This window comes from Nocardioides sp. NPDC004968, assembly GCF_040608935.1.
Classification (GTDB): domain Bacteria; phylum Actinomycetota; class Actinomycetes; order Propionibacteriales; family Nocardioidaceae; genus Nocardioides.
Genome location: NZ_JBEXJF010000025.1, coordinates 1 through 16,135, shown reverse-complemented (window position 1 = coordinate 16,135; position 16,135 = coordinate 1). Strand labels below are relative to the sequence as shown.

The following is a 16,135-nucleotide window of genomic DNA, read 5'->3' as shown; positions in this document are numbered from 1 at the left end:
AGACGATGAATGCCCGGACCGTCTATCTGGACCACGCCGCCACCACTCCCATGGCCTCGGCGGCGATCGAGGCGATGACCGCGGAGCTGGCGCTGGTCGGCAATGCGAGCTCGCTGCACGCATCGGGTCGCCGCGCCCGCCGGGTGCTGGAGGAGTCCCGAGAACGGATCGCGGCGGCGCTCGGGTCCCGGCCGGGTGAGGTCGTCTTCACCTCCGGTGGCACCGAGGCGGACAACCTGGCGCTCAAGGGTGCCTATTGGGCACGCCGCGGCCAGGACCCGGCGCGCACCCGCATCCTGGCCTCCACCGTCGAGCACCACGCCGTGCTCGACCCGCTGCACTGGCTGGAGTCGACCGAGGGAGCCCAGGTCGAGCTCGTCGCGTGTGACGCGACCGGCCTCATCGACCTCGCCGCGATGAAAGAAGCCATCCAGCGCGATCCCGCCTCGGTCGCGCTCATCTCGGTGATGTGGGCCAACAACGAGGTCGGCACGCTGCAGCCCGTCGCCGAGATCGCCGAGATCGCCGCCGAGTACGGCATCCCGGTCCACTCCGACGCCGTCCAGGCGGTCGGCTCGGTGCCGGTCGACTTCGCGACCAGCGGCGTCGACGCGCTCTCGCTGACCGGCCACAAGCTCGGCGGCCCGGTGGGCGCCGGGGCGCTCGTCGTACGCCGCGAGCTCGAGCTGACGGCGCTGGTCCACGGGGGCGGCCAGGAGCGAGACGTACGCAGCGGCACCCACGCCACCGCGGCCATCGTCGGCTTCGCGGCCGCCGTCGAGCTCGCGGTCAAGGAGCAGGAGGCGTACGCGACCAGGGTCGGCGTCCTGCGCGACCAGCTGGTCGAGCAGGTGCTGGCGGTCGTGCCGAACTCCCACCTCAACGGCCCGGCCCTCGCGCCGCTCGGCCGCCACCGGCTGCCCAACAACGCCCAGATCGCGTTCCCGGGATGCGAGGGCGACTCGCTGCTGATGCTGCTCGACGCCGCCGGGGTCGAGTGCTCGACCGGTGCGGCCTGCTCGGCCGGCGTACCTCAGGCCTCTCACGTGCTCCTGGCCATGGGTCAGTCGGACGAGCAGGCGCGCTCCTCGCTGCGCTTCTCGCTCGGGCACACCACGACCGCCGAGGACGTGGACCGGCTGGTCGCGGCCATCGGGCCTGCGGTCGAGCGCGGCCGGGCTGCGGGGTTGCAGCGCTGATGGGACTCTGCTGATGGGAACGGGGATGAGAGTCGTAGCCGCGATGTCCGGAGGAGTGGACTCCGCCGTCGCCGCCGCCCGCGCGAAGGAGGCCGGCCACGACGTCACCGGCGTCCACCTGGCGCTCTCGCGCAACCCGGCGTCCTACCGCACCGGCGCCCGCGGGTGCTGCACGATCGAGGACTCCAACGACGCCCGCCGTGCCGCGGACGTGATCGGGATCCCGTTCTACGTCTGGGACCTCTCCGACCGCTTCCACGAGGACGTGGTCGAGGACTTCATGTCGGAGTACGCCGAAGGGCGCACCCCCAACCCCTGCCTGCGCTGCAACGAGAAGATCAAGTTCGCCGCCGTGCTGGACCGGGCGCTCGCGCTCGGCTTCGACGCGGTCGCGACCGGCCACTACGCGACGCTTCGCAACGGCGCCGACGGGCTCGTCGAGCTGCACCGCGCCGTCGACGCCGGCAAGGACCAGTCCTACGTGCTCGGCGTGCTCGACCAGGCCCAGCTCGAGCACTCGCTGTTCCCGCTCGGCGACACCCCCAAGCCGCTGGTGCGTGAGGAGGCGGCTCGCCGTGGCCTGCTCGTCGCCGACAAGCCCGACTCCCACGACATCTGCTTCGTCGCCGACGGCGACAACGCCGGCTGGCTGCGCGAGAAGCTGGGCGACCGGGCGCCCAACGAGTCCGGGCCCATCGTCGATGAGACGGGTGAGGTCCTGGGCGAGCACCAGGGGACGTACGCCTACACGATCGGGCAGCGCAAGGGCCTCCGCCTCGGCAAGCCGGCGCCGGACGGGAAGCCGCGGTTCGTGCTCGACATCGAGCCGGTCTCCGGCACGGTCACCGTCGGGCCCCGAGAGCACCTGGCCGTCGACGGCCTCTCCGGGATCCGGCCACGGTGGGCCGGGCGTGCGCCCGAGGGCGTCCTCGAGGGCACCGTCCAGCTGCGCGCGCACGGCGACGAGCACCGGGCCCGGGTGACCGTGGTCCCCGAGGGGGCCGAGATCGAGCTGCTCGACCCCGCCTACGGCATCGCGCCCGGCCAGGCAGCGGTCATCTACGAAGGCACCCGAGTCGTCGGCTCGGTCACCATCTCCAACACCCGCCGGGTGGCTCTCGCGTGAGAGCTACCGGAGTCGGGTCGCTGCCTGGTGAGGACTACGCAGAGGCCTGCCGCGTCGTGCTCGGCGAGCTCACCGACCTGCCGCACCTTCCCGAGCTGCCCGCGCGTGGCGCGATCGCGAACATGACCGGCCGGGCGCTGGCGGTCCTCGAGGGGCTCGACGCCGACCTGCAGCCCGCGGGCTGGCGCCTGACCGGCACCTCCGGCTCCGCCGGGGTCGACCACCGGCGTGCCCGCAGCCTGCTCGCCCAGGACCTCGACACCGTCGAGGAGCTGGTCCAGGACTCTCCGCTCACCTCCGGCGGCGGCGCGTTCAAGATCCAGGTCGCCGGACCCTGGACCCTCGCCGCCACCGTCGAGCGGCCGCGTGGTGACAAGCTGCTCGCCGACCACGGCGCCCGGCGTGACCTGGCGCAGGCGCTGGCCGACGGCGTACGCACCCACATCCGCGACGTACGCCGTCGCCTCCCGGGCGCGGACACGCTGGTCGTCCAGGTCGACGAGCCGGCGCTGAGCGCCGTGCTCAACGCCCAGGTGCCGACCGCCTCGGGGTTCGGCAAGCACCGCAGCATCGACCTTCCCGAGGCCTCCCAGGCATTGGAGTGGGTCCTCGGCGCGATCGCCGAGGAGGGGGCGATCCCGTGGGTGCACTCGTGCGCACCCGGGACCCCGCTGGGCCTGCTCCGCAACGCCGGGGCGACGGGGATCAGCGTCGATCTGACCCAGCTCACCGCCGCCGACCACGACGAGCTGGCCACGGCCCTGGAGGCGGGCGACACGGTCGCGCTCGGCGTGGTCCCTTCGATCGCTCCTGCGGGTGCCGCGCCCACCGACAAGTCGGTCACCGAGACCGTGGAGCGCTGGCTCGACATGCTCGGCCTGGATGCTGCCCACGACATCGTGCTGACGCCCGCGTGCGGCCTCGCCGGCGCCGACGGGCGATGGGCTCGCACCGTCCTGCGAATCCTCACCGAAAGCGCGCGTCACCTGGCGTAGATTCCCCTCATGCAAAAACGGGGGACGGCACTTCTGGCCGCGGCTCTTCTGCTCGCCGGCTGTGGCAATGAGGTGCGCCAGGCGGACGACGCGGACGAGAAGCCCAGGCCTACGCAAGCAGCGAGCATCGACCCGGCCGATCTGAGGCCCGGAAACCAGCCGGCGACCCCCGAGGCGATCGCGGCGATCACGCTCCAGCGCGTGCCCGTACAGCCGGAGGCGTTCGAGGGCGGCGACGTCTACTTCGAGCAGGACGAGGTCGGCACCGTGCTCCTGTGGGGAGCCGACCACTCGTTGGAGGTCAAGGCCGGCGCGGTCGACGACGACCTGCTCTCGACCTGGTGCCACGACGGCATGTCGGGCTGTGTCGAGATGAAGGCCGCTACCGGCACCTCGACTGTCGCCTGGGACCTCGCCACCGACGACGGCACCCCCGGTCAGCTGATGGTCTCGCATGCGTCTGGGGGAGTGGAGCGCCGGGCCGCGTACGTTGGCGAGAAGATCACCGGCGACCCCCGCAAGCTCGATCTCGAGGTGAGCGTGGACGATCTGGTCGCTCTGGTCACCGACCCGCGCCTCGGCACGAAGACGACCATGAAGATGACGAAGGCGCAGGTCAGCGGCTTTCCCTCGGAGGGTGCCAACGGCACCGACGAGGTCGCTCTGACTGCCGGGGCGATCGCGGCGGGACTGCTCGAGACCAAGGCGTACGCCGACATCGACTCCTTCGAGAAGGCCGACGTCTCGGCCTACGGCAAGGGTGCCTTCGGCGTCGTCGGCACCACCCCCGGCGGCGGCACCGTCACGGCGGTCCATGCCCCGAACCTGCCCGCCGGGAAGCGGAAGTGCCCCTCGACCCTCACCTGTTCCAAGGGCGACACCGACGGCTACGACGGCTGGACCGATGGGTCGGCCGAGACCGTCCGCTGCCATGAGGCGGAGGGTGACCTGCCCGCCTTCTGTGCGGTCGTACGCCAGCAGGCGCCCGCACCGTTCCCCGGCGACGACCTCGACCCGGTCCTGTCCGGGCTCGAGGTGGCGTTGGAGACGCTGTGGCCGACGGTTGCGGCCGAGACCGCCAGCCGGGGTGAGTCGCTGGTCGGCTGAGCGCGCTCAGCGTCCGGCGACCCGCTGGCCCTCGTAGGTCGGGCTGTCGTAGGCCTGACCCCGCTGGCTCGGCGGTGCGAACGACTCGGGCGGCCGCGGCTGGCGATGAGCGGGCTGGCGAGGATCGGGCTGGCGCGGGCCTGGCTGGCGCGGACCTTGCTGGCGCCGGATCGGCTCCTGGCCCTCGGGTAGCCGGCGCGGGAGCGGAGGCTCGGGTCGGGACTGGGGCTGCCGGCGAGGGTGGGCCGGGTAGGGCCCCGATGCCTGTCGCGGGTCAGCGGGATACCGCGGGGCCTGCGCGTAGGCCGGCTCGTCCCACTCCTGCTCGCGCTTGCGGCGTCCGGAGAGCATCGCGACGGCACCGGCCACGAGCGCGAGAACGATCATCGAGGCCACGATGATCCAGGTGAGCGGGCCGACGCCGCCCTCTTCGGCCGGTGCGGCCAGCTTGACAGCCTCTGTCTTCGGGGCGCAGTCGCTCTGGACGCACTCGCCGTCGCTCGGGGTGCCGGTCACGACGAAGGAGATCCCGCGGTTCACCGAGCCCTGGAAGGTGAGGGTGTGCTTGCCGAGGCCGATGTCCTTGGGAAGCCGGCCGGACCACTTCGCGACGCCGTGACCGTTGGCCTTGACGCTGGTCGAGAGCACCAGCGGGGTCGAGTAGACGACGACCCTGATGCCGGTCTCGTTGGGCTTGAAGCCGGAGGCCTCGGCATGGATCACGTCCTCGGCGTCCACGGAGGCGTCGTCGATCCCGGTCAGGTTCAGGCCCTTGACCGTCGGCGGCTCCTCGGGCGCGGTCCAGGGCTTCTTGGAGGCCTTCTTCGTCGGCTTCTCGCCGGAGCCGGCACCGGCCCCGTCGCCGGAGTCGCCACCTGTGGTCCGGCCCGAGGACGTACCGCCACCCGAGCCCGTGCCCGAGCCCGTGCCCGAGCCGTCCGAGGACCCCGTGTCGTCCGAAGGCTCCTCCGGGGTCGGTGAGCTGCTGGGCTGAGTGAGCGCATCGAAGTCGAAGGGGACGCCCACCGCCCGCGAATCGGCAGAGTCGTAGAGGTCGCGGCCACCGCCGCGCATCGTCATGATCTGGTAGTCGGTGCCGGGGTCGAGGTCGGCGACCTGTGCGGCGTCGAGAGTGAACGCGTAGGTCCAGTCGTCGGGGTTGTCGGGATTGATCACGACTGACTTGACGAAGGTGCTCCTCGTGCCCGATCCGCGGTAGCCGACCGGGTTGAGCGCGATCTCGATGCCCGGATCCTTGCCGGTGTAGTCGGTGCCGTGGACATTGAGCACCACGCCGTCCTTCGACTGCTCGATGATCGACACCTCGACCTCTGCGTCGGAGAACACGCTCCCCAGCCCGAGCGCGTGCGTAGCGCCGACCGGAGCCAGCAGAAGCGCGAGCGCCGTCAACAGCGTCACCACGAGCCGAGAAAACACCGCAGACCTCACAAGGCGGTCACTTGGGGGATTGATGTCGGCCCGCCTCTCCCGACGGGGGTGGAAGGTAGCCTGCTTTACCCTCCATCGTGAGCCGCGTCACCCAGGTGTTGACGGGTTGCGTCGATATTGAGGGCGTTGAGAGTCGTTTGGGCTGGTGAAACGCCGAAAACGCCCGGGTGGGTATGTGGTCGGAAATTGTCGGCGGGACCAGGCAAGATGGTGCCCGTGAACGATGACGTGACCGACGCCGGCCCTGAGCAGAAGAACGAGCACCAGGAGCTCGCCGAGCAGATCGAGGACGCTCGCTACCGCTACTACGTGCTCGACGACCCGACGCTCTCCGACGCCGACTTCGACCAGAAGTGGCGCCGGATCAACGAGCTCGAGGAGCAGTTCCCCGAGCTGCGTACCCCCGACTCGCCGACCCAGAAGGTCGGTGGCACGTTCTCGACGGAGTTCACCGCGGTCGACCACCTGCAGCGGATGGAGTCGCTCGACAACGTCTTCTCGTTCGACGAGCTCACCGGCTGGCATGCCCGGATCGCCAAGGACGGCGCCGGCCAGGCCGAGCTGCTGTGCGAGCTCAAGGTCGACGGGCTGGCGATCAACCTGCTCTACGAGAAGGGCCGCCTGGTGCGGGCGCTGACCCGCGGCGACGGCCGCACGGGCGAGGACGTCACCCCGAACGTACGCACCATCAAGTCCATCCCGCACCGGCTCACCGGCACCGACGAGTTCCCGGTGCCCGACCTGGTCGAGGTGCGCGGCGAGGTCTTCTTGTCGATCGAGGCCTTCGACAAGCTCAACGCCTCCCTCGTCGACGCGGGCAAGCCGATGTTCGCCAACCCGCGAAACTCCGCCGCCGGCTCGCTGCGCCAGAAGGACCCGCGCGTGACCGCGACCCGCGAGCTCGGGATGGTCTGCCACGGCATCGGCGCCCGGCAGGGCTTCCGACCGGTCGCCCAGTCGCATGCGTACGAAGCCCTGAAGGCCTGGGGGCTGCCCACCTCCAAGCGGGTCAAGGTGCTCAAGAGCCTCGCCGAGGTCGAGGACTTCATCAGCTACTTCGGCGAGCACCGACACGACGTCACCGAGCACGAGATCGACGGTGTCGTGATCAAGGTCGACGACATCTCGCTGCAGCGCCGCCTCGGCTCGACCAGCCGCGCGCCACGGTGGGCGATCGCCTACAAGTACCCGCCGGAGGAGGTCAACGCCAAGCTGCTCGCGATCGACGTCGGCGTGGGCCGCACCGGCCGGGTCACGCCCTTCGGCGTCATGGAGCCGACCAAGGTCGCCGGCTCGACCGTCGAGCGCGCGACGCTGCACAACGCCCACGAGGTGAAGCGGAAGGACGTACGCCCCGGCGACACCATCATTCTGCGCAAGGCAGGCGACGTGATCCCGGAGATCCTCGGCCCGGTGCTGCCGCTGCGACCCGAGGGGTTGCCGGAGTGGGTGATGCCCACCGAGTGCCCCGCGTGCGGCACCACGCTCGCCGAGCAGAAGGAGGGCGACAAGGACCTGCGCTGCCCCAACCACCGCGGCTGCCCCGCGCAGGTGCGGGAGCGGGTCTTCTTCGCCTCCGGAAGAGGTGCCTTCGACATCGAGGGGATGGGCTACGAGGCGGCGGACGCGCTGCTGGCCGCCGAGGTGATCACCAACGAGGGCGACATCTTCTCGCTCGACGAGGCCAAGCTCGCCACCACGGCGTTCTTCACCCGGGCCGCGAAGAAGGCCGAGAAGGAGGCCGGGGCCGGCGACCGGGTGCTCAACGCCAACGCGCTGGGACTGCTGCGCAACCTGGAGGAGCGCAAGCAGGTCCCGCTGTGGCGGGTGCTGGTCGCGCTCTCCATCCGCCACGTCGGCCCGTCCGCAGCCCGGGCGCTGGCCACCGAGTTCGGCTCGCTGGACACCATCTGGGCGGCCTCCCAGGAGGAGCTGGCCGCCACCGAGGGCGTCGGCGGGATCATCGCAGAGGCCATCGTCGAGTGGCGTCAGGTCGACTGGCACCAGGAGATCGTGGAGAAGTGGCGTACGGCCGGGGTCTCCCTCGAAGACGAGCGCGACGCGTCGGTGGCGCGCACCCTCGAGGGCCTGACCATCGTCGTCACCGGGTCGTTGGAGGACTTCTCCCGCGACGGCGCCAAGGAGGCGATCATCAGCCGTGGCGGCAAGGCCGCGGGGTCGGTCTCGAAGAAGACCGACTACGTCGTGGTCGGTGAGAGCGCGGGCTCCAAGGCGGCCAAGGCCGAGGAGCTCGGCCTGCCGATCCTCGACGAGGCGGCGTTCAAGGTTCTGCTGGAGGCCGGACCCGCTGGACTCGGCTAGAAAATACCCCCCATAGTGTGGCCTCGTGCTCGAGGCCCTTCCCCCACTCCTCACGGTCGCCGCGGTCCTCCTGGTCCCGGCGACCGTGCTTCTGTTCACGATCCGTATGCCGCGTACCGGCTCGCTCTCCGCGGGCACGGCGGTCCTCGCGGCGACCCTCACCTCGGCGGTCGCCCTCGGGGCCGGCCTGCTGCTCGGCCAGGACGCCGTCCGGGCCGCGATCGGGGGCGTCGTCCTCGGCGCCTCCCTGCCGGCCTGGTTGCCCGCGGCGCGGGACTGGGACGTACGCGGCCTGGTCGCCTGGGCGCTCACCATCGACGTCGGTCTGCTCTACCTGACCTATGTGGGGCTGTGGACGGTCACGGTCCACCCCGGAGCGTGGACGACGACGCTGTCGAGCCTGTTGTGGCTGCTGGAAGTCTTCGTCTTCGTGATCGGCGTGGGCTACCTGTGGGAGATGGTCGACGTGCTCGCCCGGCGCCGTTGGCGTGGGTGGCCGACGCGTGGCGAGCACCACCCCGGCTGGGGCCGGCCCTTCGTGAGCCTGCACGTCCCGACCCACAACGAGCCGCCCGAGATGGTCATCGAGACCCTCGAGCGGATGCTCGAGCTGGACTACGACGCGTACGAGATCCTGGTCATCGACAACAACACCGACGACCCCGCGCTGTGGCGGCCGGTGCAGGACTTCTGCGAGCAGTACGACGGCGTCACCTTCATCCACCTGGCCAACTGGCCGGGGTTCAAGTCCGGGGCGCTCAACTACGCGCTGACCCGGATGAACCCGCGCACCGAGGTCGTCGGGATCGTCGACGCCGACTACCACGTCGCTCCTGACTTCCTGGCCCACAACGCCCCGCTGTTCAGCGACGAGTCGGTGGCCTTCGTGCAGACGCCGCAGGACTACCGGGACTGGGACGTCTCGGCGTACTTCCGCCGGCTCTACCACTCCTACGGCTACTTCTTCGACGTCAGCCAGGTGTCTCGCAACGAGCGCAACGGCGCCATCTTCGGCGGCACCATGGGACTGATCCGGGCCTCGGCCCTGGTCCGATCCGGCGGCTGGGACGAGTGGTGCATCACCGAGGACGCCGAGCTGTCGCTGCGACTGCTGAAGATGGGCTACAACGGCATGCACGTCGACCGCTCCTACGGCCGCGGCGTGATGCCGCTGACCTTCGAGACGCTCAAGAAGCAGCGGTTCCGGTGGTGCTTCGGCGGCATCCAGATCCTGCGCATGCACTGGCGCTCACTGATGCCCGGGCGTCGCACCGAGGACAACCAGATGACCCTGGCGCAGCGCTGGGCCTACCTCGTCGGCGGGCTGCAGTGGTTCGGCGACCTCGCCGGAGCCCTGTTCACCTTCTTCCTGATCTCGGGCGCTCTCGACCTGATGCTGGGCGGGGGACTTGTCGTACGCCGCCTCTCGGGGCTCCTCCTGTTCGCCGCCGTCGCGCTGGTGCTCTTCGGCGCGGCCCGCTCGATCGCACTGGTCCGCCTGCGCAGCGGGGCCTCCTGGCGCGACGCGATCGGTGCCTTCGGGCTGTGGCTGGCGCTCGGGGCGACCGTCGCACGTGCCTCCTGGCTCGGGCTGGTCTCGCGCGAGGGCACGTTCCTGCGTACGCCGAAGATCAAGGGGCAGCCGCGGGTGCGAGACGTGGTTCGGGGCAACCTGGTGGAGACCTTCGCCGCGGTCGCCTGCCTAGCCATGGCGGTCCTGGTCGGCGCACTCGGCGGGGCGACCGGGCTCGCCATCGCGGCGCTGCTCGGCTTCCAGGGGATCGGCTACGGGCTGGCCCCGATCAACAGCTGGGCGGCGATCCACAGCGACCTGCCCGCCGACCTGCGACGCCGTCGCGAGCGGATCTGGGCATGGAGCGCCGCCGCGGCTCCCGCTGCTCGGCGTGGGGGACTGGTGCTCGCCTTCAGCTCGGTGATGCTCGCCGGACTGGTCGCGCTCGCGGCGCCCGTGGGCAGCCCGGACGTACCCGAGGTCGGCGACGTCCACGGTGCGCTGGAGAAGAAGTCGCGCGACGCCGCGAAGGACGAGCCGGATCCTTCGCCGAGCCCGACTCCTGCGTCGACCGCAGAACCGACCCCGACACCTGGAGACACGCCGACCCAGGCCACCACCACGCCCGATGACCGGCCGACTCAGGCCGCCGAGCCCACTCCGGCCACCGATCCCACCCAGGCAGCCGACCCGACCCATGCCCCGTCCACCCGGCCCGGCACCGGAGGCAGGCCGACGGACAAGCCGTCCAACGGCGGTGGCCAGAACAAGACGTCCTAGGCCGCTACACGTCGGTGAGGCGTTGCCAGGCGTGTACGACGGCGACCACCGCGACCGGGCCGACGGCAGCGGTCAGCGCCAGCTGCGGCAGGCCGACGGCCGCGGCGGCTTCCGGCCCGCCCATGCCGGTCCACAGCGACGACGCGGCGTAGGGGAACCAGGAGCCGGCGCCCAGGAGGACGATCACCTGCGTGGCGGCGATCACGGCGATCAGTACGCCGACGGTGCCGAACGCGCTCCGGATGACCGTCGCGACCCAGGCGAACGGGAGCGCCAGTCCGATGCCGAGCATCCCGGCGGCGAACGCGGTGACGGTCGCCTGGCCGAGTCCCGACGAGGTGCTCGGCGGTCCCGTCGCGAGGGTCGCGCCGGCCAGCGCAGCGAGGGCCAGTCCGACGAACGTCGCGGCGAGCACGACCACCGCCAGGCTCGCGAGGATCACCAGGCAGCGGGCCAGCGCGATGGTGGTGCGCGGCACCGTCAGACCGAAGGACGCACCGGCGGTGCCGTCGGCGAAGGGCTGCCCGAATGCCCATGCCGTCGCGAACCCGCCGGCGGTGAGCACCGCGACGCTGAGGATCTGGGCGAGCGCCACCATCACGGTGGTTTCCGGGTCGCCGGTGGCGTACGGGGCCAGCTTCGCCGCGGTGGCGCCGACCCCGTAGTCGGAGCGCGCCAGGGCCACGGCGCCGAAGCTGCCGCACGGGACGAGCACGACCAGCACCGGTACGGCGATCCGGAGGACCACCGACCGGCGCAGCAGCAGTGCCTCGACCTGCAGGGCTGCTCGTAGGCCGGAAATCATGCTTCTCCTCTGCTGGAGGCTCGGGGCTCCTCGCGCTCGGCTGCGAGCACGCTCGCGAAGAAGCGCGACTCGAGATCGGGGCCGCTGGGGTCGAAGGTGTCGACCACTCGGCCGGCGTGGACCGCCACGATGCGGTCGGCGATCCGGGACACCTCGTCGAGATGGTGGCTGCTGACCAGGACGGCCGCGCCCTGTGCCGCCAGGTCCCGCACCAGCTCCCGCACGATCACCACCCCACGCGGGTCCAGGGCGCTGGTGGGCTCGTCGAGCACCAGCGCGCGCGGTGTGTGGATCGTGGCGCCCCCGATGCCGAGACGCTGCCGGTTGCCCTGGGAGAGAGCGCGTGCGCGGACGTCGGCCCACGCATCCAGACCGAGGCGGTTCCTGGCGGCGGTGGCCAGCTCCTCGACCCGGTCGGCGTGACAACCGTGCAGGCGCGCAGCGGCCCGAAGGTTCTCCGTCACGGTGAGATCCGCGAAGACGAGTGGTGCGTCGACCACGTGCCCGAACCGTGCCGCGACGCTACGGGGCAGGTCTGCAGCTTCGTGACCGAGGATCTCCGCGGTGCCGGAGTCGGGGCGGAGCCTGCCGGCGAGCGCGCGCAGCGCGGTCGTCTTGCCGGCACCGTTGAGGCCGATCATCGCGACCACCTCGCCGTGATCCACGTGGAGGGAGAGAGCGTCCAGCGCCAAGCGTGCCCCGCCCGTGCGGTGCCTGGCCCACGGGGCCGGGTGGGCCAGGAAGGAGTGGCTGACGGAGTCGAGGCGTAGCGCGGTCATGGTCGTTCGCCGGGCGCCGGCGTGAGCTGGTCCAGGGCGTGACGTACGAGATCCTCGAGCGAAGAATCGTCCTCGAGGGCGACGCTGTCAGGGTCTGCCCACGACATCAGCGCCGCCGTCACCGCGCCGAGGACGGCCGCGGTCGTGATGACGGCGTCGAGGCGCGGAGCGCCGTCAGCGGTCAGCCGCTCGACGATCGCGTCCTGGGTGTCTTGGGTGGACACGGCGACGGCCGCACGCAGGCTCGGGTGGCGAGCGACGATCGCGACGCGCCGACGGGCAGTGGCGTCCTCGACCTCGGCGATCCCGGCGAGGGCGCTGAGGAAGCCGCCTCGGACCCGGTGGAGCGGCGGTAGCCCGAGCGGCTGTGCCCCGACCGCCTCGGCGATGAGTGGGTCGTACGGGTCGGTGACCAGCACCGCGTCCTTTGTGGGGAAGTGGCGGAAGAAGGTCATCTGCGTGATGCCAGCGGCCTCGGCGATCTGGCTCACGGTCGTCGCGTCGTACCCCTGGCGCTCGAACAGATCCAGGGCGACATCGAGGATGCGTGCCCTGGTTCGGAGCGTCTTGGAAGTGACCACTCCATAATGTTAGTCACTAACATTATGGAGTGGCAACTGCCACGGCTTACCGACGTGAGAGTTGGGGCCGTTGACACCTAGGATGTGCGCATGCCAGAAATCACCCGCGACGAGGTCGCGCACCTGGCCGACCTCGCCCGCATCGACCTCAGCGACGCCGAGCTCGATCACCTTGCCCCGCAGCTTCAGGTGATCCTCGAGTCCGTCGCCTCGATCCAGGGGCTTGCCGGCGACGACGTGCCTGCCACCTCCCACCCGCTTCCGCTGACCAACGTCTTCCGTGAGGACGTCGTGACCCCGTGCCTGACGCCGGAGCAGGCGCTCTCCGGGGCGCCTGCCGTCGAGGACCAGCGATTCTCGGTGCCGCGGATCCTGGGGGACGAGCAGTGAGTGACCTCATTCTGAAGTCGGCCGCCGACCTGGCCGACTCCCTTGCCGCCGGTGAGACCACCTCGGTCGAGCTGACCCAGGCCCACCTCGACCGGATCGCCGCGGTCGACGGCGACGTCCACGCCTTCTTGCACATCGACGCCGAGGGCGCGCTGTCCCAGGCCGCCGCCTCCGACGCGCGCCGGGCCAACGGTGACGCGCTGCATGCCCTCGACGGCGTACCGATCGCGGTCAAGGACGTGCTGACCACCACCGGCCTGCCGACGACCTGCGGCTCCAAGATCCTCGAGGGCTGGGTCCCGCCCTACGACGCGACCGTGGTCAAGAAGATCAAGGCAGCCGGTCTGCCGATCCTGGGCAAGACCAACATGGACGAGTTCGCGATGGGCTCCTCCACCGAGCACTCCGCGTACGGCCCGACGAAGAACCCCTGGAAGCTCGACCGGATCCCCGGCGGCTCCGGTGGTGGCTCGGCCGCGGCCGTCGCCGCCTTTGAGGCGCCGCTGGCGCTCGGCACTGACACCGGCGGCTCGATCCGCCAGCCGGGTGCCGTCACCGGCACCGTCGGCGTGAAGCCGACCTACGGGTCCGTCTCCCGCTACGGCCTGGTCGCCCTGGCCAACTCGCTGGACCAGGTCGGTCCGGTGACCCGCACGGTCCTCGACAGCGCCCTGCTGCACGAGCTCATCGGCGGCCACGACCCGCTCGACTCCACGTCGACGACCACCCCGGTGACCGGGCTCGTCGACGCGGCCCGTGCCGGCGCGACCGGTGACCTCAAGGGCGTCAAGGTCGGCGTCATCAAGGAGCTCGCCGGCGAGGGCTGGGCGCCCGACGTGATGCGCAAGTTCAACGAGTCCGTCGACCTGCTCACCAAGCTGGGTGCCGACGTCGTCGAGGTCTCCACGCCGAGCTTCGAGCACGCGATGGCGGCCTACTACCTGATCCTGCCGGCGGAGTGCTCCTCCAACCTGGCCAAGTTCGACGCGATGCGTTACGGCCTGCGGGTCACTCCTGACGGCGACCCGAGCGCCGAGGACGTCATGAAGGCGTCCCGCGACGCCGGGTTCGGCGACGAGGTCAAGCGCCGCATCATCCTCGGCACCTATGCGCTGAGCAGCGGCTACTACGACGCCTACTACGGTCAGGCGCAGAAGATCCGCACGCTGATCATCGAGGACTTCAAGAAGGCCTTCGAGCAGGTCGACGTGCTGGTCTCGCCGACGTCCCCGAGCACCGCGTTCCCGCTGGGCGCCAAGCTCGACGACCCGCTGGCCATGTACATGCAGGACCTGGCCACCATCCCGGCCAACCTGGCCGGCACGCCCGGCATCTCCGTCCCGGCCGGGGTCTCCGACGTGGACGGGCTGCCCGTCGGCGTACAGCTCCTGGCCCCGGTCCTGGAGGACGCCCGTCTCTACCGCGTCGGTGCCGCGCTCGAGGGCGCCATCGGTCCGGTGCTCTCGATCGACAAGCTGGAGGTGGCCCGATGACCGCTGTGCCTGATTCTTTGGGTCTTGTCGGTTTCGACGAGGTGCTGGAGCGCTACGACCCGGCCTTCGGGCTCGAGGTGCACGTCGAGCTCAACACCAACACCAAGATGTTCTGCGGCTGCCCGGCGACGTTCGGCGGCGAGCCCAACTCCCAGGTCTGCCCGACCTGCCTCGGTCTGCCCGGCTCGATGCCGGTCGTGAACGCCAAGGCCGTGGAGAGCGCGATCCGGATCGGCCTCGCGCTCAACGGCTCGATCGCGGAGTGGTGCCGGTTCGCCCGGAAGAACTACTTCTACCCGGACATGCCGAAGAACTTCCAGACGAGCCAGTACGACGAGCCGATCGTCTACGACGGCTACCTCGACGTCGAGGTCGAGGGGGAGATCTACCGAGTCGACATCGAGCGCGCCCACATGGAGGAGGACACCGGCAAGACCACCCACATCGGTGGCGCGACCGGCCGCATCCACGGCGCCGACTACTCGCTGGTCGACTACAACCGTGCGGGCATCCCCCTGATCGAGATCGTCACCCGCCCGATCCTCGGCACTGGTGCCAAGGCACCGCTGGTCGCGAAGGCCTACGTCGCCGCGCTGCGCGAGATCCTGCTGGGTCTGGGTGTCTCCGACGTACGCATGGACCAGGGCTCGATGCGCTGCGACGTGAACCTGTCGCTGTCGCCCAAGGGCTCCGGGACGTTGGGCACCCGCACCGAGACGAAGAACGTCAACTCGCTGCGCTCGGTCGAACGGGCCGTACGTTTCGAGATGTCGCGCCACGCCGGGATCCTCGACGCGGGGGAGGCGATCTTCCAGGAGACCCGCCACTTCCACGAGGACACCGGCACCACCTCGGCCGGCCGGCCGAAGTCGGACGCCGACGACTACCGCTACTTCCCCGAGCCCGACCTCGTCCCGGTGGCGCCGTCGCGCGAGTGGGTCGAGGAGCTGCGGGCGAGCCTGCCGGAGCGCACCGCTGACAAGCGGGCCCGCCTGCAGGTCGAGTGGGGCTACTCCGACTTGGAGATGCGCGACGTCTGGGCCGCCGGTGCTCTGTCGCTGATCGAGGCGACGGTCGCCGAAGGAGCCTCCGCACAGGCCGCCCGTAAGTGGTGGATGGCCGAGCTCTCCCGCAGCGCCAACGACCGTGGCGTCGAGCTCGCCGAGCTCGATGTCACTCCGGTGCAGGTCGCCGAGGTGCAGAAGCTGGTCGACGCCAAGACGCTGACCGACAAGCTGGCCCGCCAGGTCTTCGAGGGTCTTCTCGCAGGTGAGGGCACGGTTTCGGAGATCATCGACGCCCGTGGTCTCGCCGTTGTCTCCGACGACGGTGCGCTCGGCGCCGCCGTGGACGAGGCCATCGCCGCCCAGCCCGCGGTCGCCGACAAGATCCGCGGCGGCAACCAGGCCGCGGCCGGTGCCCTCATCGGCGCGGTCATGAAGTCGACCGGCGGCAAGGCCGACGCCAAGCGCGTCCGCGAGCTGATCCTGGAGAAGCTCGCCTAGGACCCACGTGACCTCGACCATGTCGTCGGTCGTGACCAGCTTGCCGGCGATGCGCATCGCCTCGCGCCGCACCGGCGGCCTCACCGTCGCG

13 protein-coding genes are annotated in these 16,135 nt (G+C 70.8%); 9 read left to right on the top strand and 4 right to left on the bottom strand.

Annotated elements, in window-relative coordinates; genetic code table 11:
- Positions 1 to 5: 5 nt before the first annotated feature.
- The 4 genes from ABZU72_RS20195 to ABZU72_RS20180 are packed head-to-tail and all read left to right on the top strand — an operon-like array spanning position 6 to position 4,427.
- Complete coding sequence (locus ABZU72_RS20195) at positions 6 to 1,199, top strand: cysteine desulfurase family protein (protein WP_355020609.1); 1,194 nt, start codon at positions 6 to 8, stop codon at positions 1,197 to 1,199.
- 25 nt (positions 1,200 to 1,224) lie between these two features.
- Positions 1,225 to 2,325, top strand: a complete 1,101-nt coding sequence (gene mnmA / locus ABZU72_RS20190; protein WP_355020608.1) for a tRNA 2-thiouridine(34) synthase MnmA — start codon at positions 1,225 to 1,227, stop codon at positions 2,323 to 2,325.
- Complete coding sequence (locus ABZU72_RS20185; protein ID WP_355020607.1) at positions 2,322 to 3,320, top strand: methionine synthase; 999 nt, start codon at positions 2,322 to 2,324, stop codon at positions 3,318 to 3,320. The genes mnmA and ABZU72_RS20185 overlap by 4 nt, the downstream gene beginning before the upstream one ends.
- Before the next feature lie 9 nt (positions 3,321 to 3,329).
- Positions 3,330 to 4,427, top strand: coding sequence for a hypothetical protein (locus ABZU72_RS20180; protein WP_355020606.1), 1,098 nt, complete (start codon positions 3,330 to 3,332; stop codon positions 4,425 to 4,427).
- A 6-nt stretch (positions 4,428 to 4,433) separates the two neighbouring features.
- Here ABZU72_RS20180 and ABZU72_RS20175 read toward each other — a convergent pair whose 3' ends face one another.
- Positions 4,434 to 5,849: a hypothetical protein gene (locus ABZU72_RS20175; protein WP_355020605.1), complete on the bottom strand. Its 1,416-nt coding sequence runs from the start codon at positions 5,847 to 5,849 to the stop codon at positions 4,434 to 4,436.
- A 243-nt stretch (positions 5,850 to 6,092) separates the two neighbouring features.
- Here ABZU72_RS20175 and ligA point away from each other — a divergent pair, with 243 nt between their 5' ends.
- Together ligA and ABZU72_RS20165 are read left to right on the top strand one after the other, a co-directional pair.
- Complete coding sequence (gene ligA, locus ABZU72_RS20170; protein WP_355020604.1) at positions 6,093 to 8,198, top strand: NAD-dependent DNA ligase LigA; 2,106 nt, start codon at positions 6,093 to 6,095, stop codon at positions 8,196 to 8,198.
- A 25-nt stretch (positions 8,199 to 8,223) separates the two neighbouring features.
- Positions 8,224 to 10,491, top strand: a complete 2,268-nt coding sequence (locus ABZU72_RS20165) for a glycosyltransferase (RefSeq protein WP_355020603.1) — start codon at positions 8,224 to 8,226, stop codon at positions 10,489 to 10,491.
- A gap of 4 nt (positions 10,492 to 10,495) precedes the next feature.
- Here ABZU72_RS20165 and ABZU72_RS20160 read toward each other — a convergent pair whose 3' ends face one another.
- Genes ABZU72_RS20160 through ABZU72_RS20150 form a run of 3 tightly spaced genes read right to left on the bottom strand, consistent with a single transcriptional unit; the run spans position 10,496 to position 12,656 of the window.
- Complete coding sequence (locus tag ABZU72_RS20160) at positions 10,496 to 11,296, bottom strand: hypothetical protein (protein ID WP_355020602.1); 801 nt, start codon at positions 11,294 to 11,296, stop codon at positions 10,496 to 10,498.
- The gene (locus tag ABZU72_RS20155) at positions 11,293 to 12,075 is read right to left on the bottom strand and encodes an ABC transporter ATP-binding protein (protein ID WP_355020601.1); all 783 of its coding nucleotides are present in this window, start codon (positions 12,073 to 12,075) and stop codon (positions 11,293 to 11,295) included. The genes ABZU72_RS20160 and ABZU72_RS20155 overlap by 4 nt, the downstream gene beginning before the upstream one ends.
- The gene (locus tag ABZU72_RS20150; protein ID WP_355020600.1) at positions 12,072 to 12,656 is read right to left on the bottom strand and encodes a TetR family transcriptional regulator; all 585 of its coding nucleotides are present in this window, start codon (positions 12,654 to 12,656) and stop codon (positions 12,072 to 12,074) included. Before ABZU72_RS20150 ends, ABZU72_RS20155 begins: the two co-directional genes overlap by 4 nt.
- 90 nt (positions 12,657 to 12,746) lie before the next feature.
- Here ABZU72_RS20150 and gatC point away from each other — a divergent pair, with 90 nt between their 5' ends.
- From gatC to gatB, 3 genes are read left to right on the top strand one after another with little or no spacing between them, the layout of a single operon-like run.
- Positions 12,747 to 13,046, top strand: a complete 300-nt coding sequence (gatC, locus tag ABZU72_RS20145) for an Asp-tRNA(Asn)/Glu-tRNA(Gln) amidotransferase subunit GatC (RefSeq protein WP_355020599.1) — start codon at positions 12,747 to 12,749, stop codon at positions 13,044 to 13,046.
- Positions 13,043 to 14,539: an Asp-tRNA(Asn)/Glu-tRNA(Gln) amidotransferase subunit GatA gene (gene gatA / locus ABZU72_RS20140; protein WP_355020598.1), complete on the top strand. Its 1,497-nt coding sequence runs from the start codon at positions 13,043 to 13,045 to the stop codon at positions 14,537 to 14,539. The genes gatC and gatA overlap by 4 nt, the downstream gene beginning before the upstream one ends.
- Complete coding sequence (gene gatB / locus ABZU72_RS20135; RefSeq protein ID WP_355020597.1) at positions 14,536 to 16,044, top strand: Asp-tRNA(Asn)/Glu-tRNA(Gln) amidotransferase subunit GatB; 1,509 nt, start codon at positions 14,536 to 14,538, stop codon at positions 16,042 to 16,044. Before gatA ends, gatB begins: the two co-directional genes overlap by 4 nt.
- The last annotated feature ends 91 nt before the right edge of the window (positions 16,045 to 16,135 follow it).